At 68.0% G+C, this 25,674-nt stretch carries 22 protein-coding genes; 11 read left to right on the forward strand and 11 right to left on the reverse strand.

What is annotated here, in order from left to right; all coding sequences use genetic code 11:
• Positions 1-214: 214 nt before the first annotated feature.
• The 6 genes from LG391_RS04235 (at position 215) to LG391_RS04260 (ending at position 6,352) form a co-directional block, all read left to right on the forward strand.
• Positions 215-2,020 carry a hypothetical protein gene (locus tag LG391_RS04235; protein ID WP_225766716.1) on the forward strand — a complete coding sequence of 602 codons (1,806 nt, stop codon included), beginning with the start codon at positions 215-217 and terminating at the stop codon, positions 2,018-2,020.
• 169 nt (positions 2,021-2,189) lie between these two features.
• Positions 2,190-3,005 (forward strand): DUF2092 domain-containing protein, encoded by an 816-nt coding sequence (locus LG391_RS04240; protein WP_225766717.1) that lies wholly within the window; start codon positions 2,190-2,192, stop codon positions 3,003-3,005.
• Complete coding sequence (locus LG391_RS04245; protein WP_225766718.1) at positions 3,002-3,298, forward strand: hypothetical protein; 297 nt, start codon at positions 3,002-3,004, stop codon at positions 3,296-3,298. The genes LG391_RS04240 and LG391_RS04245 overlap by 4 nt, the downstream gene beginning before the upstream one ends.
• A gap of 286 nt (positions 3,299-3,584) precedes the next feature.
• Positions 3,585-3,932 carry a hypothetical protein gene (locus LG391_RS04250; RefSeq protein WP_225766719.1) on the forward strand — a complete coding sequence of 116 codons (348 nt, stop codon included), beginning with the start codon at positions 3,585-3,587 and terminating at the stop codon, positions 3,930-3,932.
• Positions 3,933-4,081: 149 nt separating this feature from the next.
• Positions 4,082-4,792, forward strand: a complete 711-nt coding sequence (locus LG391_RS04255) for a hypothetical protein (protein ID WP_225766720.1) — start codon at positions 4,082-4,084, stop codon at positions 4,790-4,792.
• A gap of 81 nt (positions 4,793-4,873) precedes the next feature.
• Positions 4,874-6,352 carry a DUF1254 domain-containing protein gene (locus tag LG391_RS04260; RefSeq protein WP_225766721.1) on the forward strand — a complete coding sequence of 493 codons (1,479 nt, stop codon included), beginning with the start codon at positions 4,874-4,876 and terminating at the stop codon, positions 6,350-6,352.
• A 270-nt stretch (positions 6,353-6,622) separates the two neighbouring features.
• Here LG391_RS04260 and LG391_RS04265 read toward each other — a convergent pair whose 3' ends face one another.
• Positions 6,623-8,125, reverse strand: coding sequence for a M81 family metallopeptidase (locus tag LG391_RS04265; protein WP_225766722.1), 1,503 nt, complete (start codon positions 8,123-8,125; stop codon positions 6,623-6,625).
• Positions 8,126-8,150: 25 nt separating this feature from the next.
• Positions 8,151-8,630, reverse strand: a complete 480-nt coding sequence (locus LG391_RS04270; protein WP_225766723.1) for a cupin domain-containing protein — start codon at positions 8,628-8,630, stop codon at positions 8,151-8,153.
• Between the two features lie 176 nt (positions 8,631-8,806).
• On the opposite strand from LG391_RS04270, the gene LG391_RS04275 reads away from it, so the two are divergent.
• Both LG391_RS04275 and LG391_RS04280 read left to right on the forward strand, forming a co-directional pair.
• Positions 8,807-11,092, forward strand: a complete 2,286-nt coding sequence (locus LG391_RS04275; protein WP_225766724.1) for a phosphocholine-specific phospholipase C — start codon at positions 8,807-8,809, stop codon at positions 11,090-11,092.
• A 509-nt stretch (positions 11,093-11,601) separates the two neighbouring features.
• A complete protein-coding gene (locus tag LG391_RS04280) occupies positions 11,602-13,221 on the forward strand; it encodes a calcium-binding protein (RefSeq protein ID WP_225766725.1) in 1,620 nt (539 codons plus the stop codon).
• A gap of 78 nt (positions 13,222-13,299) precedes the next feature.
• Here LG391_RS04280 and hisE read toward each other — a convergent pair whose 3' ends face one another.
• On the reverse strand, positions 13,300-13,641 hold the full coding sequence (hisE, locus tag LG391_RS04285) for a phosphoribosyl-ATP diphosphatase (RefSeq protein WP_225766726.1): 342 nt from the start codon (positions 13,639-13,641) through the stop codon (positions 13,300-13,302).
• Positions 13,642-13,957: 316 nt separating this feature from the next.
• Here hisE and LG391_RS04290 point away from each other — a divergent pair, with 316 nt between their 5' ends.
• Positions 13,958-14,980 carry a LacI family DNA-binding transcriptional regulator gene (locus LG391_RS04290; RefSeq protein WP_225766727.1) on the forward strand — a complete coding sequence of 341 codons (1,023 nt, stop codon included), beginning with the start codon at positions 13,958-13,960 and terminating at the stop codon, positions 14,978-14,980.
• A gap of 7 nt (positions 14,981-14,987) precedes the next feature.
• On the opposite strand, the gene LG391_RS35000 is transcribed toward LG391_RS04290, so the two are convergent.
• Together LG391_RS35000 and LG391_RS04300 are read right to left on the reverse strand one after the other, a co-directional pair.
• Positions 14,988-15,308, reverse strand: a complete 321-nt coding sequence (locus tag LG391_RS35000) for a M10 family metallopeptidase C-terminal domain-containing protein (protein WP_225767634.1) — start codon at positions 15,306-15,308, stop codon at positions 14,988-14,990.
• A gap of 112 nt (positions 15,309-15,420) precedes the next feature.
• Positions 15,421-17,997, reverse strand: a complete 2,577-nt coding sequence (locus LG391_RS04300; protein ID WP_225766728.1) for a calcium-binding protein — start codon at positions 17,995-17,997, stop codon at positions 15,421-15,423.
• 366 nt (positions 17,998-18,363) lie between these two features.
• Here LG391_RS04300 and LG391_RS04305 point away from each other — a divergent pair, with 366 nt between their 5' ends.
• Complete coding sequence (locus LG391_RS04305) at positions 18,364-18,615, forward strand: Lrp/AsnC ligand binding domain-containing protein (RefSeq protein ID WP_225766729.1); 252 nt, start codon at positions 18,364-18,366, stop codon at positions 18,613-18,615.
• A 7-nt stretch (positions 18,616-18,622) separates the two neighbouring features.
• Entirely contained in the window at positions 18,623-20,128 is a 1,506-nt protein-coding gene (locus tag LG391_RS04310; RefSeq protein ID WP_225766730.1) for a M20/M25/M40 family metallo-hydrolase, read from the forward strand.
• 200 nt (positions 20,129-20,328) lie between these two features.
• On the opposite strand, the gene LG391_RS04315 is transcribed toward LG391_RS04310, so the two are convergent.
• The 6 genes from LG391_RS04315 to LG391_RS04340 all read right to left on the reverse strand — a co-directional run bounded on the left by LG391_RS04315 (position 20,329) and on the right by LG391_RS04340 (position 25,571).
• Positions 20,329-20,697, reverse strand: a complete 369-nt coding sequence (locus tag LG391_RS04315; RefSeq protein WP_225766731.1) for a cytochrome C oxidase subunit IV family protein — start codon at positions 20,695-20,697, stop codon at positions 20,329-20,331.
• A gap of 5 nt (positions 20,698-20,702) precedes the next feature.
• Complete coding sequence (locus tag LG391_RS04320) at positions 20,703-21,416, reverse strand: heme-copper oxidase subunit III family protein (RefSeq protein WP_225766732.1); 714 nt, start codon at positions 21,414-21,416, stop codon at positions 20,703-20,705.
• A gap of 12 nt (positions 21,417-21,428) precedes the next feature.
• Positions 21,429-22,133: a cytochrome c oxidase subunit 3 gene (locus tag LG391_RS04325; protein WP_225766733.1), complete on the reverse strand. Its 705-nt coding sequence runs from the start codon at positions 22,131-22,133 to the stop codon at positions 21,429-21,431.
• A gap of 11 nt (positions 22,134-22,144) precedes the next feature.
• Complete coding sequence (gene ctaD / locus LG391_RS04330; RefSeq protein WP_225766735.1) at positions 22,145-23,911, reverse strand: cytochrome c oxidase subunit I; 1,767 nt, start codon at positions 23,909-23,911, stop codon at positions 22,145-22,147.
• Between the two features lie 98 nt (positions 23,912-24,009).
• Positions 24,010-24,840: a cytochrome c oxidase subunit II gene (locus LG391_RS04335; protein ID WP_225766737.1), complete on the reverse strand. Its 831-nt coding sequence runs from the start codon at positions 24,838-24,840 to the stop codon at positions 24,010-24,012.
• 338 nt (positions 24,841-25,178) lie between these two features.
• On the reverse strand, positions 25,179-25,571 hold the full coding sequence (locus tag LG391_RS04340; RefSeq protein ID WP_225766739.1) for a cytochrome c family protein: 393 nt from the start codon (positions 25,569-25,571) through the stop codon (positions 25,179-25,181).
• Positions 25,572-25,674 lie beyond the last annotated feature (103 nt).

Here is a 25,674-nt window from a genome sequence, read left to right on the forward strand (position 1 = left end):
TATTCTACGGTATAACTCGAGGTGTCGCCGGGGGAGGCGGTCACATGGCGCAAGCGTCAACCCGACAACGCTCGAGCGTAGCCGTGCAAGGCCAGCGCAACGAGGTCGAGCGGAGCGTCGTCGCCGCACGTCCGAGGGGATCACGATTCCCGGATGGCTGGCACACGGTCGCTGCCCGCCCCGCGGCCACGATTGCCGCACTTCGAAATCCGCCGTGATGCCGGACGCGAGTTCTCCCTCTCGGCCAGCCGAGGCGATCCGCGAGGCGCTCGAACGCATTCTCACCAATGCGGATTTCAGGGCGTCTGAGCGGAATCGCCGCTTCCTCCGGTATGTCGTTGAAGAGACGCTCGCGGGGCGGGCCGATCGCATCAAGGGCTATAGCATCGCCGTGGCGGTGTTCGATCGCGATGAGAGCTTCGACCCGCAGGTCGACCCAATTGTCCGGATCGAGGCCGGCCGGCTGCGGCGTTCGCTAGACCATTATTATCTCACCGGCGGCCAGGACGACGCGATCCGTATCATCATCCCGAAAGGCACCTATGTCCCGACCTTCACCGCCAGAGAAGCGGTGGGGCCGACGATCGACCCACCTTCAGTCCGACCACCCCTATCGCCGTCGGGCCCGACGGGCCCGGCATCGATTGCACCGCCCAAGATCCACCGTCTTGCGGATAGGCTCAGTCGGTTAGGCCGGTTTCCGCTGAGCGGCATTCTGATCGTGGTCGCGGTCATTGTGCTCGGCGCCGTCTGGCGCCTGGATACGCTCACACGGCCCAATGCGCAAACCGAGGCGACCATGCGACGCGGCCCGGCGGTGGTGGTGGCACAGCTTGAGGAGCGCGATCCTGACGCCGCCCGCCTTCATCTCGGGGCGGGCCTGACCCACGAAATCATCGCCGCACTGAGCCGCTATAGAAACCTCTTTGTGTTCGGCGCCGACACCAGCCTGGGGCTCGGCCCGGGGAACAGCGCCGACGCCCTCGCACGGCAGCTATCGGCCGATTATGTGCTGTCCGGAAGCGTCAGCGCGACGCCGGACCGAATCCGGCTGTTGGTCTCGCTGATCGACGGCAAGACGAGCCGTCATCTCTGGTCGCAATCCTATGAGAGCCCGGTCGTTCCCGCCCGGATCGTCGACATCCAGGCGGAGATCGCGCGACGTGTCGTCGACAGCGTGGCACAGCCTTATGGCGCCATCTACGGGGACAAGATCACCGGATTGACCGCCAAGGCGCCGGAGCAGTTCAGTTCCTATGAGTGTGTCCTGCTCTTCTATGCCTATTGGCGCCGGACGGAGAGTGCCCTCTACCCTTCCGCGCGCAATTGCCTGGAGCGGACGATCGTCGACGACCCGGACTACGCCGACGCCTGGGCCGCGCTGGCCTTGGTCTATGCCGATGTGCTGCGTTTCGGCATATACGCTGATTCCGTTACTTTCGACCCGCTTGAGCGCGCGTGGGCACTGGCGCAGCGCGCTGTCGCGCTGGCCCCCGATGCGCCGCTCGGCTATCAGGCGCAACATCTCGTGCTCTGGTTGAGGCGTGATGTCGAGCAGAGCTTTGCGGCCGCCCGTGCCGGCCTGGCCCGCAACCCGAACAATACGGAGCTCCTGGCAGATCTCGGAGGCCGTCTGTGCCTCGCGGGGCAGTTCGCCGAGGGCCTGCCGCTGCTGACCGAAGCCTTCGCCCGCAACCCGGGCCAGCCGACGGTCTATCGCCTCGGCTTCTTCCTGGCGCACTACATGGCCGGACAGTACGAGGATGCCTTGACCGAGGCTTTGAAGATCGATCAGCGGCACAATCGGTTCACCCATGTGGCCCATGCGATCGCCTATGCCCAGCTCGGGCGGAAAGAGCAGGCGGCGGAGGAAATCGGCCTGTTGCTGAAGCTCAACCCCGGTTACGGCGACCGGGCCGTGACCGACCTGCAGGCCCGGAACGTGGCACCGGAGATCATTCGCGCAGTCATCGACGGGCTACGCAAGGCCGGGCTCAACGTTCCTCAGGCGGGAATTTAGCCGCTTCGCTGGGCCGCATCGGCCGCAGCAACGGTAAATTACCCGCAGCTACCTGCCCAGGCACTGCCGCCGCCGGCACTCTCCCGCTGACATTGAGGCGTGCGGTTCGACCCGGCGATCATCAGGCCCGTTACGCCGTTCGACCCGACGCGTCGCTCGGAGGCCGTCAATGGACCACAGGGCTTATTCGATCTCTGCCCGCCATTCTCGCGGGCGGCTCGCTGCGCTGGCTATTGCGGTTCTGACGCTGAGCGCGTCGGTCGTGCTGCCCGTCCAGGCCCAGGACGATGATGCCGCCGCCATCCTCAGAGCGATGGCCGACTATGTGACGAGCCAGAAGACGCTTTCGATCACATTCGATGCCGACATTGAGGTGATCACGCCGCAGCTCGAGAAAATTCAGTTCACCAGCTCGGGCGAGGCGCTGCTGAGCCGTCCGGACAAGCTGCGCATGCGGCGGACGGGTGGCTACGCCGATGTCGAGCAGTCCTTCGACGGCAAGACGCTCACCGTCTATGGCAGGAGCATCAACGCCTTCGCGCAGCTGGACACGCCGGGGACGGTCGATCAGCTCATCGACAGATTGCGGACCGAGTATTCGGTCTCGGCGCCGGGGGCCGATCTCCTGCTCTCGCGCGTCTATGACGAGCTGATGGCGGACGTCATCGAGGCGAAGCACATCGGCCAAGGCGTCATCGACGGCATCGAATGCGAGCATCTGGCGTTCCGCAACCAGGACACCGACTGGCAGCTCTGGGTCGAGATCGGCGCGCGGCCGATCCCGCGCAAGCTCGTCATCACCAGCAAGGCGATCGCCGCGGCGCCGCAATACACGCTGCGCATCAAGACGTGGAAGACGGACGTGCCGGCGGAGGCGGAGCAATTCGCGCTCGATCTCCCGCCCGACGCCAAGAAGATCGGCATGGATGCGCTGGAACATCTCGACGAGGTCCCGCCCGGCGCCGCGACAGGAGGCCAGCCATGACACCTCTCGCCAGGGTTCTGGTTCATATGCCGCTTGTGGTGGTTGCAGGCGCGGTCGGGCTCCTGTGGAGCGGCGAGATCTCGCTGAGCCATGGTCCCACGCTGATGACCCAGGCCCACGCCCGTATCGGACGCCCGCTGACGCCGCTGAGCTACGCCGGGGTCGCCCGGCGCACGACACGCCGGGCCGTCGCTGTGGGTGCCGCGACAGCCGCGCCTGTCGTGGTCGCCCCCGCACCCGCCTGCGTACAGGTCGTGAACGCCTATGGGCAGATCATCTACAGATGCCCATGAGCCACGGCCGACCTCAAGGGCCGGCGAACCGGCGCCACGTCAGTCCAGCCGGCCTCCGTCAGATCCGCACAACGGTGCCGGTACGGCCCTGACTCACCTTGCTGACTTTTTTCATGGAGCGATTGCTGTGATGAATTCGACATCTCAACAAGCCCCGGCCTGCCCTCGGCGGATGATGCAGCTCGGCGCGGGGCTGGCAGTCGCCGCGATGTTGCTTGCGGGGTGCTCGAACCAGGCTTCAGGAAGCGCTGCCGCGTCAGTTCAGGGTCAGGCGCCGGATGCCACGGTGGAGCTGCATGAGGTCCAGGCCGCCTATATCGGCAGCGGCAGCGGCGGCAGCGGCACCTTGTTCTTCCGCGGCCGGAGCCACCCGTTCAGGGTCGGCGGGGTCGGCATCGGCGGCATCGGCCTGTCGACGGTCGAAGCCCACGGCGAGGTCTACAATCTGCAGAGCATCGAGCGGTTTCCAGGGACCTATGCCCAGGGCCGTTACGGTTTCGCCATCGGCACCGCGAGCGGGGGCGATCTCTGGCTGAAGAACGAAGCCGGCGTCGTCATGCATCTGGTCGCCAAGCGGGAAGGACTGATGCTGAGCCTCGGTGCCGATGCGGTCCAGATCACCATGGGCCGATGACATCGCGACGGCGACTTGGCGCAAGCGAGAGAGGGGAAGCCCGAATGCCGACAGTCCTTGCCGGTGCCGCCCGACGAGCATGTGCGATCGGCAGGCTCTTCGGGGTTCTGTGGTGCGCCGCCTTCGGCGGTCCGGCCGCGGCCCAGGACATGACCGCGCCGCCGCCCGCGAGCGCGGAGGCCGGGCCGTGGTTCGTCCGGATCACGCCCTATGCCTGGCTGCCCTCGGTCAGCGGCAGCACCCGGGGGGACCGCCGTGTCCCGGCGCTGTCGATCGACAAGGACTTCTCGGACATCCTGAGCGATCTCGATTTCGCCGGCATGATCGTCGGCACGGTGCGCTACGACCGGGTCGGCCTGCTCGTCGACCTCGACTACGTGTCCCTCAGCGCCGACGGCAACCTGTCCGGTCCGTTCAGGACCCGGTACCACACGAACCTGGAAGCTCTTGTGGCGACGGTCGGCGCCACCGCCCGGGTGGTCGACGACCCGAAGCTTGGCGTCGACCTTCTGGTCGGCGCCCGCATTCTGAGCCTGTGGGTCGACAGCGACTTCAAGGGCCAGGGCCCGTTCGGGCGCTCTCGCGGCTTCAGCGACAGCGCCACGATCGTCGACGGCCTGGTCGGTGTCCGCGCCGGCGTCGAGCTCGGCGACGGCTTCTCGCTGATCGGCTACGCCGATATCGGCGCCGGCAACTCCGACCTCACCTGGCAGGTGCTCGGCGCGGTCGAATACTCCTTCAGCAACTCGGTCTCGGGCGCGATCGGCTACCGCTATCTCGGCTATGACTTCGGCGGCCACGCGCCGCTCGACGATCTGGCGCTCTACGGCCCGATCGTCGGCGTCACGATCCGGTTCTGACCGACGGCTCATCCTCCGTCCGCCGACATTAGCAAGTTTCTTCAGTGATCGAATCTTCGATATAGAACAAGGAGATCTTCAATGCAGATCATCAGATCATTTGTTCCCATATTGTCTTTGTTCGCCGTTCTGGCGACGGTCGATATTTCGTCGGCGCAAGCTCAGAATCCCGCGCCGCCGATCTCCGAGCAGGAGGCGCATTCCATCGCCGTCGACGCGTACATTTACTTTTATCCCCTCGTGACGATGGACGTGACTCGCAAGAAGCTCACCAACGTCAAGCCAGGCACGGCAGCGATCGGCGGCCCGATCAACACGTTCGACAATGTCCCGGCATTTCCGGCCGCTGATATGAAGGCGGTGGTACGGCCCAACTTCGATACGCTCTATTCTTCCGCCTGGCTCGATCTGACGAAGGAGCCGGTGGTGGTCTCGGCACCGGACACGAACGGGCGCTATTACCTGCTGCCGATGCTCGATATGTGGACCGACGTCTTTGCGTCACCCGGTTGGCGCACCACGGGCACGCAGGCCGTCAACTTTCTGGTGACGCCGCCCGGCTGGCGGCCCGAACTGCGCGATAAATCCATCGAGGAGCTTGGATTGCCGGAGGGCACGCAGCTCATCGAGGCTCCGACGCCGTATGTCTGGGTCATCGGCCGCACCAAAACCGACGGGCCGCCGGACTACGACACCGTGCACAAGATCCAGGCGGGCTACAAGGTCACGCCCCTGTCCGAATGGGGCAAGCCGGCGAAACCCGTCGAGGTCAGGATCGACCCCGACGTCGATATGAAGACGCCCCCGAAGGTCCAGGTCGACACCATGCCGGCCGGGAAGTATTTCGTATACGCGGCCGAGCTGCTCAAGCTGCACCCGCCGCACGACACCGACCAGCCGATCATCGCCCAGATGAGGCGTATCGGCATCGAGCCCGGGAAGAGCTTCGACTTCGACAGTCTTTCCCCCACGGTGAAGGCTGCGCTCGAGGCGGCGCCGGTGGCGGCGCAGCATCTGATGGCCTGGAAGGTCCCGACCCTTGCCCGGGTCGCGAATCATTGGTCCATCAACACCGACACGATGGGGGTCTACGGCAACTATTACCTCAAGCGCGCCATCGTCGCGCAGCTGGGCCTGGGGGCGAACCTCCCGGAGGATGCGATCTATCCGCTGAATCTCGCTGACGAAAGCGGAAGGCCGCTCGACGGTGCATACGACTATACGATCACGTTCGAGAAGGACTCTGCGCCACCGGTCGACGCCTTCTGGTCTATCACGCTCTATGATCGGGAGGGTTTCCAGGTGGCGAACAGCCTCGACCGCTTCGCCATCAGCAGCTGGATGCCGTTAAGGACGAATCCGGATGGGTCGCTGACTCTCCATATCCAGAACGAGAGCCCCGGCAAGGACAACGAAGCCAACTGGCTCCCCGCGCCAAAGGGTCCATTCAACTTGACCATGCGGCTCTACGCCCCGAAGTCCGACGCTCTCACTGGCCGGTGGAATCCGCCGTTGGTGACACGTCTCCAGGAAGGGCCTCCAAACCTGGCCGCCCAATAAGAGTCCGTCGCGGACTGGAACGCATCAGGACGACGGGCCGGTTGAATTCCGTTGTCCATGACCGGATCGCGAATCGAAGGCCGGCTACGGGGGCGATACAGCCCCCGTGCCATCAATGGCTTTAGGGCGCAGACGGATCGCCAGAATGGTCCGCTCCAGAGAAGCTTGAAAGGGTTCCTTACGTCGGCAAAGGGACGGAGCAGCCTCCAGAGGCATCTCTGAAAAGGTCTCGCCAGGCGGAATAGGCAACGCGACACTCGACGACCGATCTCACGGCCGCCGAAAGAACGCCGGCCCCAGCGGCCGCAGCCGGACGCCGTCGCGCAGCCGGGTGAAGGGCTGGGCCGCGGGGTCGGCCAGGTTCGGGCCCGGCGCCTCGACCACCAGCACCGCCTCGGCAATCGGCTCGAAATCGGCGCGGAAATGCACCGAGCTCTTCAGCGCCAGGATCCTCTGCTCCGCCGGCTCGACCCCGAGATGGCGGAACATCGCCTGGTCGGCCGCCTGCTGCTTGCGGCTGCTCACGGCGACGCGGACGCCGCCCGGGTGGCGCAGCAGCGCCATCGGCCCGAGCTGCATCCGGTTGCCGCCGTAGAACGGACCGGTGCCGGTGAAGCGGCCGTCGCCCAGCGCCTCGACCGTCCAGGCCGCCCGCACCGGCTGCTGCCCGCGATAGGCGCTGCCGGCGCCGATGCCGCGGTCCAGCACCGCGCCCACGCCCGCCGCATGCGCCGCCCCGGCCGTGGCCGCATCGGCCAGCAGGCCCAGCACCGCGCCCTCGGCCCCGCCGCGGATCAGCGCCTCCAGCAGCAGCCCCCCGTCGGATTCGGCGCCGCCGCCGGGATTGTCCTGGGTGTCGGCCAGCCCCCCCGGCCGCTTCGCCCCGGCCGCCCGGCGCCGGGCTTCGGCCACCGCCGCATCGGGTTGCAGCAGCGCCGGCACGAACTCCGGCTCGGCCGCCGCGATCGCCGCCGCCATCTCGTCGACCGCCGCGGCCAGCGCCGCGGGATCGGCGCCGTAGCCGACCAGGCTGGGCCCGCAATCGGCGAAATCCGCCGCCGGGAAGCCCATGGAGAAGCCGAGCGAGACGTCGTGCCGGCGCTCGAGCTCCGCCAGCAGCGCATAGAGGCGGCGCGCCGGGTCGCTGAGCGTGCATTGCGCCACCAGCGAGACCAGGAACTCCGCCTGCCGGAACACCTTGCCCGGCCGCCAGCCGGAGAGCACGCGGTCCAGCAGCGCCGCCGCCCGCGCCCCGGTCTCGGCCATGTCGACATGCGGATAGGTGCGGTAGGGCACCAGCAGGTCGGACAGGTCGACCATCCGCTGCGTGACGTTGGCGTGCAGATCCAGGCTGGCCACCACCGGCACGTCCGGTCCGGTCACCGCCCGGATGCGGGCCAGGATCTCGCCCTCCCCGTCCGGCACGCTCTCGGTGACCATGGCGCCGTGCAGGTCGAGATAGACGGCGTCGACCGGCCCGGCGGCGCGCAGGTCCTCGGCCAGCATCGCCGTGATCCGCTCGAAGGCATCGTCGGTCACCGGCGCCGAGGGCGAGGCCGAGCACCAGAGGAGCGGCGCGATCTCGTGGCCGGAAGCCGCGGCGGCGTCGAGGAAGCCGGCGGCCGGCAGGTTGATCCCGGCCAGGGCCGGCGCCATGGCCTCGCCCCGCGACAGGCCGGGCCAGCCGTCGGCCGTCTCGAACTGCGGGAAGCCGGCCTTCGCGGTGGCGAAGCTGTTGGTCTCGTGCTGGAACCCGCCGACCGCGATCCTCATTCCCTGTCCCCCGCTCCGCCGTCCGTCACGGATGCTTGTGGATCGGGTCGACCCAGTAGACGGCTTCCGGCTTCTCCACCGGCTCGATGTCGAGATTGACCACCACCGCCTCGTTGTCGCTGCGCACCAGCACGCATTCCAGCGGCTCGTCGGTCGAGGCGTTGATCTCCTGATGCGGCACATAGGGCGGCACGAAGATGAAGTCTCCGGCCTCCGCCTCTGCCACGTATTCCAGCTTCTCGCCCCAGCGCATCCGGGCGCGGCCGCGGACGACGTAGATCACGCTCTCCAGCGGGCCGTGGTGATGCGCGCCGGTCTTGGCGTCCGGGTGGATGGTGACGGTGCCGGCCCAGATCTTCTGCGCCCCGACCCGGGCGGCGTTGATCGCCGCCTTGCGGTCCATGCCCGGGGTCTGGGCGGTGTTGGGGTCGAGATCGGTGCCGCGGATCACGCGCACCCCGTTCAGGCGCCAGTCGGGCGTCTCGTGATGATGATGGTCGGTCATGTTCGGTCCGTCCGGAAACTCCCGCGGCGTTCGGCGCCAGACTGCGCCGCGGCCGCGGCCGGTGCAACCGCGATCCACCCGCTCCGGCATTTCCCGAAGCCGGCTTCACCGGTCCGTCACGGTCCGCTGCTATTAGGAGCGGCGTCCGATTCCCCCGTTGCCATGAGACACCGATCGTGACTTCCGACAGCCGCCGCCAATTCCTGAAAGCCGGCCTCGCCGCCGCGGCCGCGATGGCCGTGCCGGCCAGCATCCGCGAGGCCCTGGCGATCCCCGCCCACAACGTCACCGGCACCCTGCGCGATGTCGAGCACATCGTGGTGCTGATGCAGGAGAACCGGTCCTTCGACCACTACTTCGGCACGCTGAACGGTGTCCGCGGCTTCGGCGATCCGCGCCCGGCGCCCCTGCCGAGCGGCCGGCCGGTCTGGTACCAGAGCGTCGGCCGCAACGGCGCCAGCCGCACCGGCTACCAGAATGTCGGCTGGGATCATTGGCACGAGCGGGAGCGCTGGTACGAGGCCGACCCCGCGGCCCAGGCGAAGCTGGACTACGTCCTGCCGTTCCGGCTCGACACCGGCAGCACCAGCGCCCAGCACATGGACGGCACCGACCACAGCTGGAAGCTGGACCAGTCGCTGTGGAAGAGCTGGGACACCTGGGTGCCGCTGAAGAGCCGGATGTCGATGGGCTATTACGACACCGCCTCCGACCTGCCCTTCTACGCCCATCTGGCGGATGCGTTCACCATCTGCGACGCCAACCACTGCTCGATCTTCGCCAACACCGAGCCGAACCGGCAGTACTTCACCGGCGGCGCCAGCGTCTATACCCTGAGCGGCCGCGACCCGAACAACCCGAAGCGCCGGCTGAAGGGCCAGGAGCTGGACAACAACTGGACCGGCGACATGGACCTGGACGAGCCCTGGGAGGGGCTGGCCTGGGAAGCCTATGCCGAGACGCTGGAGAGGCACGGCATCGACTGGCGGGTGTACCAGGCCTATTCCAACTACGGCTGCAACTCGCTGGCCTATCACCGCGACTTCCGCAGGCTCGACAAGAGCTCGGACCTGTACAAGCGCGGCCGCGCCTATGTCGGGCCGAAGCTGGCCTCGAACGAGGATCCCTACGACGCCGTGCTGGCGCGGGCGATCGCCGAGGACGTCAAGGCCGACCGGCTGCCCCAGGTGTCCTGGGTGATCTGCCCCGACGCCTATTGCGAGCATCCCAACGCCTCCCCCGCCGCCGGCCAGGCGTTCGTCGACAAGATCCTGGAGGCCCTGACCAGCAACCCGAAGGTCTGGGCCAAGACCGTCCTGATCGTGAACTACGACGAGAATGATGGCTTCTTCGACCATGTGCCGGCGCCGGTGCCGCCGGTGAACACCCGCTTCTACGGCTATCAGGGCCGCAGCACGGTCCCCGTCGGGGACGAGAACTACAACGGCGTGCCGATCGGCCTCGGGCCCCGGGTGCCGATGCTGGTGGTGTCGCCCTGGAGCAAGGGCGGCTGGGTCTGCTCCGAGCTGTTCGACCACACCTCGGTGCTGCAGTTCATCGAGCGGCGCTTCGGCGTGCCCTGCCGTTATATCTCGCCCTGGCGCCGTTCGGTCTGCGGCGACCTGACCTCGGCCTTCGACTTCCGCACCCCCGATGCCGCGCTGCCGCCGCTGCCGGACACCCGCCGCTACAAGGCCGAGGCCGACGCCGCCGCCGGCCGGCCCGGACCGGTGCCGCCGGCGAAGCCGTCGCGGCCGGTGCAGCAGCGCGGCCAGCGCCGCGCCCGGCCCCTGCCCTATCGCCTCAGCGCCCATGGCCGCGTCGACCCGGACGGGCGACGGTTCTGGATCGACTTCGCCAATGCCGGGTCGGCCGGCGCCTGCTTCATCGTCCATGCCGGCGGCGGTGCGACCTTCAACGAGTCGGGCAAGCCCTACGAGCCGGACGACACCGTGTTCCCGGACCGGCCGATGCAGCCGACCGCCGACCGGCGCGGGCCGTGGCAGTATACGGTCGGGGCCGGCGACACGCTGTCCGACAGCTGGACGCCGGACCGCCCCGGCAGCTACGACCTGTCGGTCTACGGGCCGAACGGCATGCTGAACCGGTTCAAGGGCCGCCTGACCCCGATGCTGTCGGGCACCGCCCGGCCCGAGGCGCGGCTGATGCAGGACGGCCTGTCGGGCGACGTCACGCTGCTGCTGAGCAATATCGGCTTCCGGCCCTGCTATCTGACCGTCGTCAACGGCTACAGCAGCGAGCCGGCGCGGCACCATTACCTCCGCCCGGGCGCCCTGGTCCGCGACCGCTGGTCGCTGCGGTCCAGCTTCGGCTGGTTCGACCTGAGCATCACGGCCGGGACCGGGGACGACTTCCTTCGCCGCTTTGCCGGCCATGTCGAAACCGGTCGTCCCGGCCTGACCGACCCGAAGATCGGCGGCCCGGCCGTCGAGACGGTCTAGAGACACGCGGAGCCGCGGCGCCGATCCGGTGCCGCGGCTCCCTTCCCCTCTGGCGAAAGCGGGCTGCCGGTGGACCGCCTTGGGGTCCATGCCGGGATCTGTCGGGGTCGAGGCCGGTGCCGCGAATCGATTCGCCCGGAAATTCCCGCCGGCAGGCAACCCCGCCAGGCCGAGCCGCTGCTGCCCTGCCCGCGCATCGATACAGGCGTGGCCCTGTCAACGGGCCGCGACACCGTCCCTCCGCCTGTCGGCACAGCAAGCACGGCAGCCATCAAGAATATCTTCGGACAGCAGATCGGTGGAAATGAAATTCAACCAGTATATAATAAAATTTTTCCCTGAAGAAATTATATTCCTGATCAATGAAATTTTGCGGATGTGCACCTGAAACTTTACCACGCAGATCCCCAACAATGCGTCTAACTTTGAAAAGCTTGCAATTCCTCGTTGAAGAACGGCAGGCTGGATGATCAAATTTGTATAGTTTTGATCTCGCATTGGAGATGTTCATGGCCACTTATGTCGGCACCGATGGTGCGGATACCCATCCATCCAACATTGTCAACGCTCTGCTCACCGCAATGGGCGATGACCATTTCGACGGCCGGGGCGGCGACGACACCCTGATGGGGTATGGCGGCGACGACGTTCTCATCGGCGGCACCGGCGCCGATCTCCTGATCGGCGGCGTGCTGTCCACCACCGGCATCCTCTCCGTTTCCGGCATCGACACGGCGGACTACTCCTCGTCCTCGTCCCGTGTCGCGGTCCTTCTCTATGAGACGTCCAACATCAACATTACGCTGCTGGGGCTCAGCGTCGGATTGACCGGCGTCACCACCGGCCATGGCGGTGACGCCGAGGGCGATCGCCTCGTCGGCATCACCAATCTCACCGGGTCGGCCTTCGGCGACTATCTGGGCGGCAATGCCGGCGCGAACACTCTGCTGGGCGGCGCCGGCAACGACGGCCTGGCCGGCGCACAAGGGGCCGACATCCTGAACGGCGGCGCCGGGCTGGACATGGCCGACTACATCGTCTCCAACGCGGCCGTGACGGTGAACCTGGCCCTCGGAACGGCCAGCGGAGGCCACGCGCAGGGCGACGTCCTGACCAGCATCGAGTATCTACGCGGCTCCTTGTTCAACGATACCCTGACCGGCAACACCGGCGACAATCGCCTGTCGGGGGCGGACGGCGTCGACGTGCTCGACGGCGGCGCCGGCAGTGATCGGCTGATCGGCGGCGCCGGAGCCGACACCCTGATCGGCGGCGCCGGCGCCGATATGGCTCTCTACGACAACGCCCTGACCGGCGTGACGGCGAATCTGGGCAACGCCGCGGTCAATACCGGCGATGCGGCTGGCGACAGCTACAGCGGCATCGAGAATCTTTTCGGCTCCATGTTCGGCGACAACCTGACCGGCAGTTCCGGCGCCAACTTTGTCATCGGCTGGGCCGGCAACGACACACTCGACGGCGGCGCAGGCAACGACATCCTCAACGGGGGCACCGGAGACGACGCCCTCCAGGGCGGCGACGGCAACGACAAGCTCGTCGGTGATGCCGGCGCGGACCAGCTGAACGGCGGGGCCGGCTTCGACACCGCCGCGTACGACACCGCCACCGCCGCCGTGACCGTCAGCCTGGCCAACCCGGCGTCCAACACCGGACAGGCGGCCGGCGACACCTACTCCAGCATCGAAATCCTCTTCGGCAGCAGGTTCGGCGACACGCTGACCGGCAACAGCAGCTCCAACTATCTGATCGGCTGGCGCGGCGACGACACGCTCGTCGGCGGAGGCGGAGCAGATCGCCTGAACGGCGGCATCGGCGCGGACACCTTCGTCTTCAACGCCGTCAACGACTCTCTCGCCAAGCTCACGTTCGACCGGATCGACGACTTCTCTCACGCCCAGGGTGACAAGATAGACGTGTCGGGTATCACCGGGGGCGAGGGCAGCTTCATCGGTTCGTCGGCCTTCAGCCATACCGCCGGCGAGGTCCGCTTCATTGCAGGGGCTACCGACACCAACGTCTATATCGATGCCAATGGCGATGGCTGGGCCGATGTGCAGATCCACCTGCTCGGTTCGATCACGTTGACGGCGAGCGACTTCGTCCTGTAGCCGCCCGATCCTTTCGCCGGGCCGCCCGTCCGTCGGGCGGCCCCATTCTTTTGCGAACGGGACTCCGTCCCGCCGGCCTTACCGGTCCTTCGGCAGCTTCTCGGCGATGCCGTACAGCTTCTGGCGGCGATCCATCTCCTCCCAGACCTCGCAGGGCCGGATCTCGAGCTCGGTCAGCAGCACCGTCAGGTTGAACATCAGGTCGGCGGCCTCCTCGATCACGGCCTGGCGTTCGCCCTGGACGGCGTCGATCGCCACCTCCGCCGCCTCCTCGACCAGCTTCTGCGCCATCTTCGGCACCCCGCTGTCGATCAGCTTGGCCGTACGCGGGCTGAACTGCCTGCGCGACCGGCGCTCCCGCAGATCCTCCGCCAGAGCCTGCAGCCGGTCCCATCCGAGCGTGGTCTGATGCCCCATCATCGATCCCTTCCGCTTCCCTCCGGGAACCGCCTCCAACGGCCCTCGCGGGATCCTGCGCCGCAATGACGGCAGCAGGATGTTCCTTCCGTCAGGCCGTGGTCCCGGGCTGTTCAGGATGCGACCGGACTGCGACCGTCCGCGCCCGCGCCGGATATTTGCACGGCTGTGCAAGCTCGACACGAAACAGCCGGCCTGTCAACCATCCATAGCTCATCGGCAGTGCACCCACGCCAGCCCTGGTGCTTGTCATCTGCACGGCTGTGCATAAAATCGGCCTTCTGTCGCGCCCTGACGGGCGCTCCACCCAGGATCCTTCGTGACGCGTCGCCGCAGCTTCGCCAGTGCCCAGCAGGTGGCCGACCGGGCCGGCGTCTCCCGGTCCGCCGTCTCGCGCACCTTCACCCCCGGCGCCAGCGTCTCGGCCGAGACGCGCCGGCGGGTGCTGGAGGCGGCGGAGGCGCTGGGCTACCACGTCAACCACCTGGCCCGCGGCCTGACCCGGCAGTCGAGCCGGATCGTCTGCATCGTCGCGTCCGACCTGGAGACGCCGCTGCGGTCGCGGATGGTCGGCGCCCTGACCGACCGGCTGCAGCACAGCGGCCGCGTCGCCATGCTGATCGGCACCAGCGGCCGCGGCGACGCCGATGCGCAATCGGCGCTGCGGCAGATCCTGAACTACCGCGCCGACGCCACCATCGTGCTGTCCGGCACCCCGTCGGAGGAGATCACCCGGCTGTGCATCGCTGCCGGGCAGCGTGTGGTGCTGATCAACCGCGACGACCGGATCGACGGCCCGGACAACATCGCCATCGACAGCGCCCTGCCCGGCCGGGTGGCGGTGGCCGCCTTCCGCCGCGCCGGCTGCCGCCGGCTTTGCCTGGTGACCTCGGCCCAGGGTACGCCCGCGCTCCTGGCGCGCGAGGCCAGCTTTCTGGCCGCCGCCCGGGCAGAGGGGATCGAGCCGGCGGTCTGGCGCGGCGGCCGCACGGTGTATGCCACCGGAAGGGCGGCGGCGCACGACCTGCTGCTGCGTCCGGACCGGCCGGACGCCGCCTTCTGCATCAGCGACCTGGTCGCGTTCGGCTTCCTCGACGCCGCGCGCCACGACCTGGGCCTGCGCGTGCCCGAGGATCTCTGCGTCATCGGCTTCGACAACACCGAACAGGCCGGCTGGTCGGCCTACGACCTGACCACCTTCGACCAGTCGGTGGACGCCACCGGCGACGCGGTGATGGCCGCCCTGGACGCGGAGGGCGCGGCGCCGCTGCGGCTGACGATCCCGGCACCGCTGGTCTGGCGCCGCACCGTACGCGGCCCGGCGCCGGACCGGGCCGGCTGAGGCGGGCTCAGAGGACGAAGTCGGCGGCGGCGAGGGCGATGGCGCCGGTCAGGGTGATGTGGAAGTCAGTCACCTTGTCGCCGTTGACGTCGCCGCCGATGGTGGTGACCCCGCCGACGGTGACATAGCGCAGCTGCCCGGCGACACCGGTGTAGGCGCCGGCGCCGACGAAGCTGAAGGCTTGGTTGCCGGCGGCCGCCGTCCTGGCGTCGATCGCCGACAGGTCGATTCTGTCGCCCTGGGCATGGCTGAAATCGGTGATCCGGTCGGCCCCGGCAAAGGCCGCCGACTCGGTCTGACCGACACATCGTCTTCCGGCCGCCGGGATCGGCCCGAACCCGGGTCACGGAGGCCATGGGGCGGGTCCGATCTTCATGATGGAGAACATGCGGGCTCGGCCGTGCCTGCGACACGGCCGAGCGTGGTGTGGACGGGACGGCTCAGAGCACGAAGTCGGCGGCCACCAGGGCGATGCTGCCGGTGAGCTTGATCTGGAAGTCGGACGTGCCGTTGCCATCGACGTCGCCGGCGATCGTGGTGACGCCGCCGGAGACGGCATAGCGCAGCTGGCCGGCGACGCCGCCATAGGCGGCGGTGCCGATGAAGCTGAAGGCCTGGTTGCCGCCGGCATCGGTGTTGGCATCGATCAGGTGCAGGTCGATCCTGTCCGCCTGGGCATGGCTGAAGTCGGTGATCCGGTCCGCCCCGGCCCCGACCGGGCTGTGCGCCGGGCCGCTCAGGACGAAGCGGTCGGCGCCGAGGCCGCCGGTCAGCGTGTCCTGCCCGGCAACGCCGTTGAGCACGTCGTCGCCGTTCCAGCCCCGCAGCGCATTGACGCCGGCGCTTCCCACCAGGATGTCGTTGCCCTGGCTGCCGGAGACGTTCTCGATCCCGGACAGGATGTCGGCCGAGGCATCGCCGCCGCTGCCGGCGCCGGTGGTGAGATTGACCGAGACCCCGGCCGAACCGTCGTAGTAGCTGGCGGTGTCGATGCCGGCGCCGCCGTCGAGCGTGTCGGCCCCGGCGCCGCCGCGCAGCACGTCGTCGCCGTTCCAGCCCCGCAGCCAGTTGGCATCGACGCTGCCCAGGAGGGTGTCGTCGCCCTGGCTGCCGGAGATGTTCTCGATCCCGGCCAGCGTGTCGCCCGCAGCGTCGCCGGCGCTGCCGGTGCCGGCGGCGAGGTCGAACGTTACCCCGGTCGAGCCGTCGTAGTAGCTGGCGATGTCGACGCCGGCGCTGCCCACGAGATGATCGGCCCCGCCGCCGCCGCGGAGCAGGTCGTCGCCGATCCAACCCCACAGCGTGTTGGCACCGCTGTTCCCGATCAAGGTGTTGTTGCCCTTTCCGCCTTGGACATTCTCGATGCCGATCAGCGTGTCACCCGCGGCATCGCCGCCGCTGGCGATGCCGGCGGCAAGGTCGACCGTGACCCCGGCCACGCTGGCGAGGTAGACGGCAGCGTCGATGCCGGCGCCGCCGTCGAGCACATCGGCCCCGGCGCTGCCGCGGAGCGCGTCGTCACCGCTCCATCCCTGCAACGTGTTGGCACCGGAATTGCCGGTGAGATCGTCGTTGCCCTGGCTGCCGGAGAGATTTTCGATCCCGGTCAGCGTGTCGCCCTCGGCGTCACCACCGGTGGTGGTGCCAGCAGCGAGGCTGACCGTGACCCCGACCGAACCGCTGTAGTAGCTGACAGTGTCGGTGCCAGTGCCGCCGTCAAGCGCGTCGGCCCCGGCGCCGCCGCGAAGGATGTCGTCGTCATTGCCGCCGGAGAGCGTGTCGTTGCCGGCATCGCCATTGAGCGTGTCGTCGCCGCCATAGCCTTGCATGACGTCGCGCAGAGAGTCACCGGTCAGGGTGTCATCAGCCGTGGTTCCGAGGGTGGTGCGGATCAGCGCGTCGACCGAGCTTTGGATCGAATTGCCATCGCCATCGGTGTAACCGCTCTGCTGCACGCTGGCCACCAAGCCACCGGCCAGCCCCAGGATCTCGCCTTCATAGATGCCATTGCTGTTCCCCTCATTGGCACCGATGGTGGCGCCACTCGGGTCGTAGGCCTGATAGTAGAAAATGCCGTTGTCTCGCCAGCCGACCACGAAATAGCCGTTGGACAGGACGGTGATCGTCGGGTGGTCCTGATTGCCCGCGGTGTCGTCGTTGACCCGGATATAGCCGCTGCGTCCCGTTCCGTCGGCATTGTAGACGCGCGTCGTGATCTCGGTGCCGGTGGGGCCGCCCAAACCGTTGTCGACATAGGCGACGACGAAGCCGCCATCGTGCAGGGCCGCGACCTGGATGTCCTGGTTGATCGAGCCGGTGTCGTCGATCACGTGGTGGCCGTTGGGCGGGTCGCCCGCGACGGTTACGGGAAGGCCCAGTGCGTCATAGAGCTGGAACCAGACGGAATGGTTGCCGCCGGCGGTCGCGGATTGCTCCCAGGCCACGACGAAGCCGCCGCCAGCGAGGCCGGTGATTGAAGCATGGTCGGTGGCCCGGGCGACGCTGCCGTCGACGGCGATCGCGCCCCCGATCTTGGTTCCGTCCGCTTCGTATCGCTGAACCCAGATATCGGTGTCGCCGCCACCGAAGTCGCGCGTGTAGGCCACCGCGAAGCCATCGGACCCCAGCGCCGTGATGTCGGATTCTCGCAGGGGCTTGTCGCTGGCGGTCACTGCGAAATCCAGGAACGGGGCGCCATCGCCGAGGATGCGGACCCGGACCGTATCGGTGCCCGAACTGCTGTCGGTGAAGGTCACCACGTTGTGGCCGTTGCCCAGTAGTGCCATGCTGGCGTCGAACTGAAGGCCGGTCAGCGTAGTGTTGAGGTCGTACTCTTCGCCCGGCGTGCCGCCGGCATCGACGTATCGGCCCCGGACAAAGTCGCTGCCGACGCTCCAGGCCCCGAGATAGCCCCCGTCGGCGGTCGCGGTGATGGCGACATCCGACTGATCGCCGGCCGTCTGGCCGTTCAAGGTGAATTCGAGAATGTGGACCCATGAATAGGTGACCGTGGCCATGATTCCCCCTTCTGCTCAAGTTTCAGGTCGACTCATGCCTGTCGCCGGACCATGCCAATCGGCCGCGACACGAAGTCTCGGCTGAATGGCTCTTCATTGCTCATGGTGGTTTTCTTTCGCCGGTCCTGCCGCACTTGATTGGACCAAGAGAAGCATCGGCATCTGAAGCTCCTCCCTGGTGGCCGGAACCTGCCGGGATCCGATATGGCCGGATTCGCTCGAAAATACGGGACGGTGCATATTTTTTTATGAAACTGTGCCCGAATTGTGGTCGGCGGACCATTTCATAGGACGACCATCCCCGCATGACCTCGTGCCGCGGCCGGGCTAGGATCGGCCCGAACCCCGAGTCACGGAGGCCGCTGGATGCGTCCGATCTTCATCATGGTAAAATGCGAGCTGGGCCACGCCTATGACACGGCCGAGCATGCGGTGGACGAGATCGAGGAGGTGTCGGAGATCTATTCGATCTCCGGCCAGTTCGACCTGATGATCAAGTGCTACCTGCCGGAGGACGTCGATGTCGGCCGCTTCGTCAACAGCCGCATCCACGCCTTGCCGCACATCAAGGACACCATGACGCTGATCACCTTCAACGCCTTCGCCGGCAAGAGCTGAGACGACCATGACCGACCTCGCCGCCCGCGCCGAGCACTGGGCGCTGACCCTCACCCGCATCCCCAGCGTCACCGGCACGCCGGACGAGGTCGCCTTCGCCGAAACGCTGTGCGGCCTGCTGCGCGCCAGCCCGGCCTTCCGCGGCCGGCCCGACGACGTCTGGACCATCCCGACGGGCGACCGGCTGGGCCGCGCCAGCGTCGCCGCCCTGCTGCGCGGCCGCGGCCGCCGCACCGTGGTGCTGACCGGCCATTTCGACACGGTGACGACGGCCGATTACGGCGACCTCGAACCGCTGGCGACCGAGCCGGAGCGGCTGAAGGACGCCCTGCTGGCCCGGCTGCGGCGGGACGCGTCCACCGAGGCGGAACAGCTGGCCCTGGCCGACCTGTCCGGGCCGGACTTCCTGCCCGGGCGCGGCCTGCTCGACATGAAAGGCGGCCTCGCCGCCGGTCTCGCGGTGCTGGAGGCGGCCGCCGTGGAGCCGGAGCGCGAGGGCAACCTGCTGTTCCTCGCCGTGCCGGACGAGGAGGTCAACTCCGCCGGCGCCCGCAGCGCCGCCCGCGCCCTGCCCGGCCTGGCCGGGCGGCTGGGGCTGAGCCTCGACGCCGCGATCAACCTCGACTGCCTGGGCGACACCGGCGACGGCCGCTTCGGCCGGTCGGTGGCGCTGGGCAGCGTCGGCAAGCTGCTGCCGAGCGCGCTGGTGATCGGCCGCGCCACCCATGTCGCCGACACCATCCGCGGGGTCAGCGCCGCCGCCCTGGCCGGCGCCATCGCCGCCGCGGTGGAATGGGCGCCCGAGCTGACCGAGAGCCTGGGCAACGCCTCCGGCACGCCGGCGACGCTGCTGGGCATGAAGGACGGCAAGGCCGGCTACGACGTCACCACCCCAGGCACGGTCTGGATGTTCTGGAACACCGCGCTGTACCGGCGCGGGCCGGAGGATGTGCTGGCGCCGCTGGCCCGGCTGATCGGGGACGCCGCCGCCGGCGTCGCGGCGCAGCTGCGGCAGCGAGGCGGGGCCGACGTGCCGGACGTGCCGGTGCTGCGCTTCGCCGAATTGAAGCGCGAGGTGCTGGCGCGTTCGCCCCAGGCCGGGGCGGCGCTGGCTGCGGTGGCGGCCGAGGCGGCGCAGGCCGGCCTCGACCTGCCGGAGCAGTGCCGCCGGATCACCGAGGCGCTGTGGCGGCTGAGCGGCCGCAGCGGCCCGGCGGTGGTGCTGGGCCTGGCCTCGATGCCCTATCTGCCGGTGTCGCTGGGCGGCGACGAGGGCGGCCAGAGGCTGGAGCGGGCGACGCGCGAGGCCGCGGCCAGGGTCGCAGCGCGCCACGGCACCACCATCGGGCTCGAGCCCTGGTTCCCCGGCATCTCCGACATGAGCTTCCTCGGCACGGGCGACGAGGGCTCGGTCGCCGCCATCGCCGCCGAGACCCCGGCCTGGGGCGCCGGCCTGCCCTGGCCCGACGGCCCGGCCTTGGCGCAGATCCCGATCGTCGACGCCGGCCCCTAGGGCCGCGACTACCACACGCCGCTGGAGCGCATCTACGGGCCCTACGCCTTCCAGGTGCTGCCGGAGCTGATCCGCGAGATCGCGGATGGGGTGCTGAAGGATTGACACAGGTCGGGTTCGCTCTTGCGAACCCAACAATCGATTGGGCGGCGCCGTGTTGGGTTCGCCATTGCGAACCCAACCTACGGGACTCCTTCGTCCTACTCCCCGCCCAGGAACAGCATCCGGGTCAGCAGCGTGTAGTCGGACTCGGCCACCATGATGGCGACGAAGACCAGCAGCGCCAGGGGCGGCAGGATGATGGCGTAGACCAGGGCCAGCCGCTCCCACTTCATATGCATGAACACGGCGACGATCAGCCCCGCCTTCAGCATCATGAAGATCAGGATCAGGCTCCAGCGCAGCAGCCCCTGCAGGGCGAAGTAGTCGACCATGTAGGAGGCGGCGCTGAGCACGAATAGCCAGCCCCAGACCACCAGGTACAGCCTGATCGGGTGCTGCTGGCCCTCGGCGTGGGCGACGGCTTGCGGCTGCCCATGCCCTTCGTCGATATGCGCGGCGTGTGCCATGTCCCTCACCACAGATAGAACAGCGCGAAGATGAACACCCAGACCAGATCGACGAAGTGCCAGTACAGGCCGGTGATCTCGACGATCTCGTAGTTGCCCCGGCGGCTGGTGAAGAAGCCGCGCCGGCCGGTCTCGAAATCGCCGCGCAGCACCTTGCGGGCCATGATCAGCAGGAAGATCACCCCGATGGTGACATGGGTGCCGTGGAAGCCCGTGATCATGAAGAAGGACGAGCCGAATTGCGGCGCGCCCCAGGGATTGCCCCAGGGCCGCACCCCTTCATGGATCAGCTTGGTCCATTCGAAGGCCTGCATGCCGACGAAGGTGGCGCCGAAGGCCGCGGTCACCAGCATCAGCACCGCCGTCTTCACCCGGTCGCGGCGGTAGCCGTAATTGACCGCCATCGCCATGGTGCCGCTGCTGCTGATCAGGACGAAGGTCATGATCGCGATCAGGATCAGCGGCACCGACTCCCCGCCGATGGTCAGCGCGAACACCTCGCTCGGGTTCGGCCAGGTCTCGGCCGTCGACATCCGCACCGTCATGTAGGACAGGAGGAAGCAGCCGAACACGAAGGTGTCGCTGAGCAGGAAGATCCACATCATCGCCTTGCCCCAGGACGCGCTCTTGAAGGCGCGCTGGTCGGACGACCAGTCCTCGGACACGCCGCGCCAGCCCTTGGCGCGCTCGAGCGATCCGGCGATATGGGTTTCGGCCATCGGCGACCTCCCCTAGGTCAGCAGCTGGCTGCAGATCTCGGCGAAGCGGTCCGCCCAGCCGGTCAGCAGGGCGAGCAGGATCAGCCAGACCAGCAGCAGGAAATGCCAGTACAGCGTGCACAGCTGGACGCTCAGGCGCAGCCTGTCGGGTTCGTCTCCGCGCCAAGCCCGGGCGCCGGTGCGGCCCAGGGCCACCAGGCCGCCCAGCACGTGCACGCCATGTACCGCGGTGACCAGGTAGAAGAACGAGTTGGCCGGGTTGCTGGCCAGGAAATAGCCCAGCATGTGCAGCTGCTGCCAGGCCAGGAGCTGCCCGACCACGAACACCAGCGACGCGGCGCCCCCGGCCAGCAGGCCGGTGCGGGTGTCGGCCAGGTCGCCGCGCCGGGCCGAGGCCTGGGCGCATTGCAGGGCGATGCTGGCGGCGATCAGCGCCGCGGTGTTGATCCACAGCAGCAGCGGCACCGGCAGCGCCCGCCAGTCCGGCAGCGCCATCCGCATCGAATAGGCGCTGACCAGGAGGGCGAAGAGCGCGCCGGCGACGACCAGGAACACGCCGAGCCCGATCAGGGCCGTGGGCCGCGGCGAGGCGCCGGTCGCCGGCACGTTGCCGACCGTGCTCTCCTCCAGCCACGGCTTGGTCATCAGCCCCTGGCGGGCCAGCCACCACAGGATGAGGCCCCCGAGCGCCAGCATGAACAGGGTGACGACCACCATGGCCGGCGCCCTCAGCCGTGCCGCGGTGCGGCGCCGGGCATGTTCTGCGGCAGGTAGTCCTGCGGCGCACCCGGCACGTTGTAGTCATAGGCCCAGCGATAGACCACCGGCAGCTCGCGCCCCCAGTTGCCGTGCGGCGGCGGGGTGGTCGGCGTCTGCCACTCGAGCGTCGTCGCGCGCCACGGGTTGCCGCCGGCCTCGCGGCCGTGCCGCAGGCTCCAGATCAGGTTGAACAGGAACAGCAGCTGGGCCGCGCCGACGGTCAGCGCCGCGGCGGTGATGAAGATGTTGAGGTCGTGGGCCGAGGCCGGGACGAAGGCGGTCTCGCCGAGCTCGAAATAGCGCCGCGGCACGCCGATCAGCCCGATATAGTGCATCGGGAAGAAGATCGCGTAGGCGCCGACGAAGCTGACCCAGAAGTGGATCTTGCCCACCAGGTCGTCCAGCATCCGGCCGGTGATCTTCGGGTACCAGTGGTAGATCGCGCCGAACACTACGAAGATCGGCGCCACCCCCATCACCATGTGGAAATGGGCGACCACGAACATGGTGTCGGACAGCGGCACGTCGACCACGACATTGCCGAGGAACAGCCCGGTCAGCCCGCCATTGACGAAGGTAACGATGAAGGCGATGGCGAACAGCATCGGCGTGGTCAGGTGGATGTCGCCGCGCCACAGCGTCAGCACCCAGTTGTAGACCTTGATCGCCGTCGGGATGGCGATGATCAGCGTCGTGGTGGCGAAGAAGAACCCGAAATACGGGTTCATGCCGCTGACATACATGTGATGCGCCCAGACGATGAAGCTCAAGGCGCCGATGCCGACGATGGCCCACACCATCATGCGGTAGCCGAAGATGTTCTTGCGGGCGTGGGTGCTGATCAGGTCGGAGACGATGCCGAAGGCCGGCAGCGCGACGATGTAGACCTCGGGGTGGCCGAAGAACCAGAACAGGTGCTGGAACAGGATCGGGCTGCCGCCGCCGTATTTCAGCTGCTCGCCCATCTCGACCAGCGCCGGCATGAAGAAGCTGGTGCCGAGCAGCCGGTCGATCAGCATCATCACGCAGGCCACGAACAGCGCCGGGAAGGCCAGCAGCGCCATGACCGTGGCGGTGAAGATGCCCCACACCGTCAGCGGCATGCGCATCAGCGTCATGCCCCGCGCCCGCGCCTGCAGCACGGTGACGACGTAGTTCAGCCCGCCCATGGGGAAGCCGATGATGAACAGGGTCAGCGAGCCGAGCATCAGCAGGATGCCCCATTCGCGCCCGCCCGGCGTCCCGGACAGGATCGCCTGCGGCGGGTACAGGGTCCAGCCGGCCCCGGTCGGCCCGCCGGGGGCGAAGAAGCTGGCCACCAGCACCAGCACCGCCAGCAGGTAGATCCAGTAGCTGAGCATGTTGACATAGGGGAACACCATGTCCCGCGCGCCCAGCATCAGCGGGATCAGGTAGTTGCCGAAGCCGCCCAGGAACAGCGCCGTCAGCAGGTAGATCACCATGATCATGCCGTGCATGGTGATGAACTGGTAATAGCCGGTGGCGTCGATGAAGGCGAAGTCGTCGGGGAAGGCCAACTGCAGCCGCATCATCCAGGACAGGACCAGGGCGACGAAGCCGATCGCCAGCGCCGTCCCGGCATACTGGATGGCGATGACCTTGGCGTCCTGCGAGAACACCCAGGTCGTGAGCCAGCTCTTCGGATGGTACAGCTCGACATCCGGCACTTCGAGCGGCGGGACCGGTTCGACGGGTTCGCGGATGACGTCCACCATGGGCGTGTCCTCCTGCTTCCTCCGCGGCCGGGCTCGACGGGGATCGTCCCGGCCGGATGATGTTCCTCTCGCGGCCCCTCCCCTTGGCGAGGCCGGACCTAGTTCGCGGCGGCCACCTCGCGGTCGGCCGGCCCGGGCAGCGCCGACATCTGCGAGAAGGTCGCCTGCTGCGCCAGCCAGGCGTCGTAGTCGGGCTGGGCGTCGACGATGACGATGCCGCGCATATAGGGATGGCCGGTGCCGCACAGCTCGGCGCACAGCACCTCGAAGGTGCCGGTGCGGGTCGGGGTGAACCAGTAATAGGTGACGGAGCCCGGGATCATGTCCATCTTCGCCCGGAACTGCGGCACGTAGAAATCGTGCAGCACGTCGACCGCGCGCAGCAGGACCTTGACCGGCTTGTCGACCGGCAGGTGCAGCTCGCCGCCCTGGATCAGCACGTCGTCCTGGCCGGCCGGGTCGTCGGCATGGACGCCGAGCGGGTTCTCCGCCGTGATTGCCCGGTTCGAGGCGGCGCCGAGCTTGCCGTCCTGGCCCGGCAGCCGGTAGCTCCATTGCCACTGCTGGCCCACCACCTCGACCTCGGTGGCGTCAGCCGGGACGGTGACGAACTGGGCCCAGACCACAAGGCCGGGCGCCAGCATCGCCGCCACGCCGACCGCGGTGGCGATGGTCAGCCAGCCTTCCAGCCGCTTGTTCTCCGGCTTGTAGTCGGCGACGTTGCCCTCGCGGTGGCGGAAGCGCCAGACGCAGTAGGCGGTGAACAGCACGATCGCGGTGAACACCACGCCGGTGATCCAGAAGGTGATCTCGATCGTGCCGTCGATGTAGTGCCAGTTCGAGGCGATCGGGGTCCACCACCAGGGGCTCAGCAGGTGGAACACCACCGAGCCGACGGCGACCAGAACCAGGACGAGCGCGGTCTTCATCTCCGGTCACCCCCGTCTTGTGCTGGGACGGGAAGGCCGGCGGACGGTCGTCCTGGGACGGAAAGCGGATGCGGCGGCACAGCGCGGGGGACCCGTGCGCCCTGACCCGTCGGGCCGGCGCGGCGTTCTCCCCCTGGTGTTGGCCACATCCTCATCGATGGCGGCCTTCGCAGTCGTCGAGGCCGGCCGGCTTCTTCGTCTGGCCCGGCCGTCCCGCGTCACGGTCGACGCGAAGACGACCCCTGCAGCATCAGACTTGTCCGGCCTTGGCCTGTAAATTGATGATGCGGGTCAGCCCGCTCGATTGTCAACGCTCTCGGCCGACAGGGCCCGCCGCCTCACTTCTTCTTGCCGTCGGCGTCGTACTGCTTGAGGAAGGCGATCAGGTCGGTGATCTTCTGGTCGTCCTTGATGCCGGCGAAGGCCATCTTCGTGCCCGGGATCTTGGTGCGCGGGGCCTTGATGTATTCGCGGAACACTGTCTCGTCCCAGGTTATGCCCGAGTTCTTGTTCGCGTCCGAATAGTTGTAGCCCTCGACCGAGCCGGAATGGCGGCCGAACAGGCCGTTCAGCTTCGGCCCGACGCCGTTCTTGGCGGTCTCGCCGATCTGGTGGCAGGCCTTGCATTGCGTGAACACCTTCTCGCCGGCCGCCGGGTCGCCATCCGCCCAGGCCGCGGTGGTGGTCAGAGCTGTCAGGGCGAGGACACCGATCAGGGTCGAACGCATCATCACGCTTCCTCCTGGCTGGCTGCATCGGGCGTTGCCGATGCCCCGATACTCCGGCTTTCCGCCGCCGCCTTCAAGGGCCGCGCGATTCGCCACGTCTCGGCTG

Origin of the sequence: Inquilinus sp. Marseille-Q2685 (assembly GCF_916619195.1) — a bacterium.
GTDB lineage: Bacteria > Pseudomonadota > Alphaproteobacteria > DSM-16000 > Inquilinaceae > Inquilinus.

Coding starts and splice junctions, on each gene's coding strand:
- LG391_RS04325 (WP_225766733.1), bottom strand. CDS start 22,133: ATGGTGGTCGTCACCCTGTTCATGCTGGCGCTCGGGGGCCTCATCCTG.
- LG391_RS04255 (WP_225766720.1), top strand. CDS start 4,082: ATGACCGCGCCGCCGCCCGCGAGCGCGGAGGCCGGGCCGTGGTTCGTC.
- LG391_RS04320 (WP_225766732.1), bottom strand. CDS start 21,416: ATGGCCGAAACCCATATCGCCGGATCGCTCGAGCGCGCCAAGGGCTGG.
- LG391_RS04270 (WP_225766723.1), bottom strand. CDS start 8,630: ATGACCGACCATCATCATCACGAGACGCCCGACTGGCGCCTGAACGGG.
- LG391_RS04305 (WP_225766729.1), top strand. CDS start 18,364: ATGCGTCCGATCTTCATCATGGTAAAATGCGAGCTGGGCCACGCCTAT.
- LG391_RS04300 (WP_225766728.1), bottom strand. CDS start 17,997: ATGGCCACGGTCACCTATTCATGGGTCCACATTCTCGAATTCACCTTG.
- LG391_RS04245 (WP_225766718.1), top strand. CDS start 3,002: ATGACACCTCTCGCCAGGGTTCTGGTTCATATGCCGCTTGTGGTGGTT.
- LG391_RS04335 (WP_225766737.1), bottom strand. CDS start 24,840: ATGAAGACCGCGCTCGTCCTGGTTCTGGTCGCCGTCGGCTCGGTGGTG.
- LG391_RS04240 (WP_225766717.1), top strand. CDS start 2,190: ATGGACCACAGGGCTTATTCGATCTCTGCCCGCCATTCTCGCGGGCGG.
- ctaD (WP_225766735.1), bottom strand. CDS start 23,911: ATGGTGGACGTCATCCGCGAACCCGTCGAACCGGTCCCGCCGCTCGAA.
- LG391_RS04315 (WP_225766731.1), bottom strand. CDS start 20,697: ATGGCACACGCCGCGCATATCGACGAAGGGCATGGGCAGCCGCAAGCC.
- LG391_RS04280 (WP_225766725.1), top strand. CDS start 11,602: ATGGCCACTTATGTCGGCACCGATGGTGCGGATACCCATCCATCCAAC.
- LG391_RS04265 (WP_225766722.1), bottom strand. CDS start 8,125: ATGAGGATCGCGGTCGGCGGGTTCCAGCACGAGACCAACAGCTTCGCC.
- hisE (WP_225766726.1), bottom strand. CDS start 13,641: ATGATGGGGCATCAGACCACGCTCGGATGGGACCGGCTGCAGGCTCTG.
- LG391_RS04340 (WP_225766739.1), bottom strand. CDS start 25,571: ATGATGCGTTCGACCCTGATCGGTGTCCTCGCCCTGACAGCTCTGACC.
- LG391_RS04260 (WP_225766721.1), top strand. CDS start 4,874: ATGCAGATCATCAGATCATTTGTTCCCATATTGTCTTTGTTCGCCGTT.
- LG391_RS04310 (WP_225766730.1), top strand. CDS start 18,623: ATGACCGACCTCGCCGCCCGCGCCGAGCACTGGGCGCTGACCCTCACC.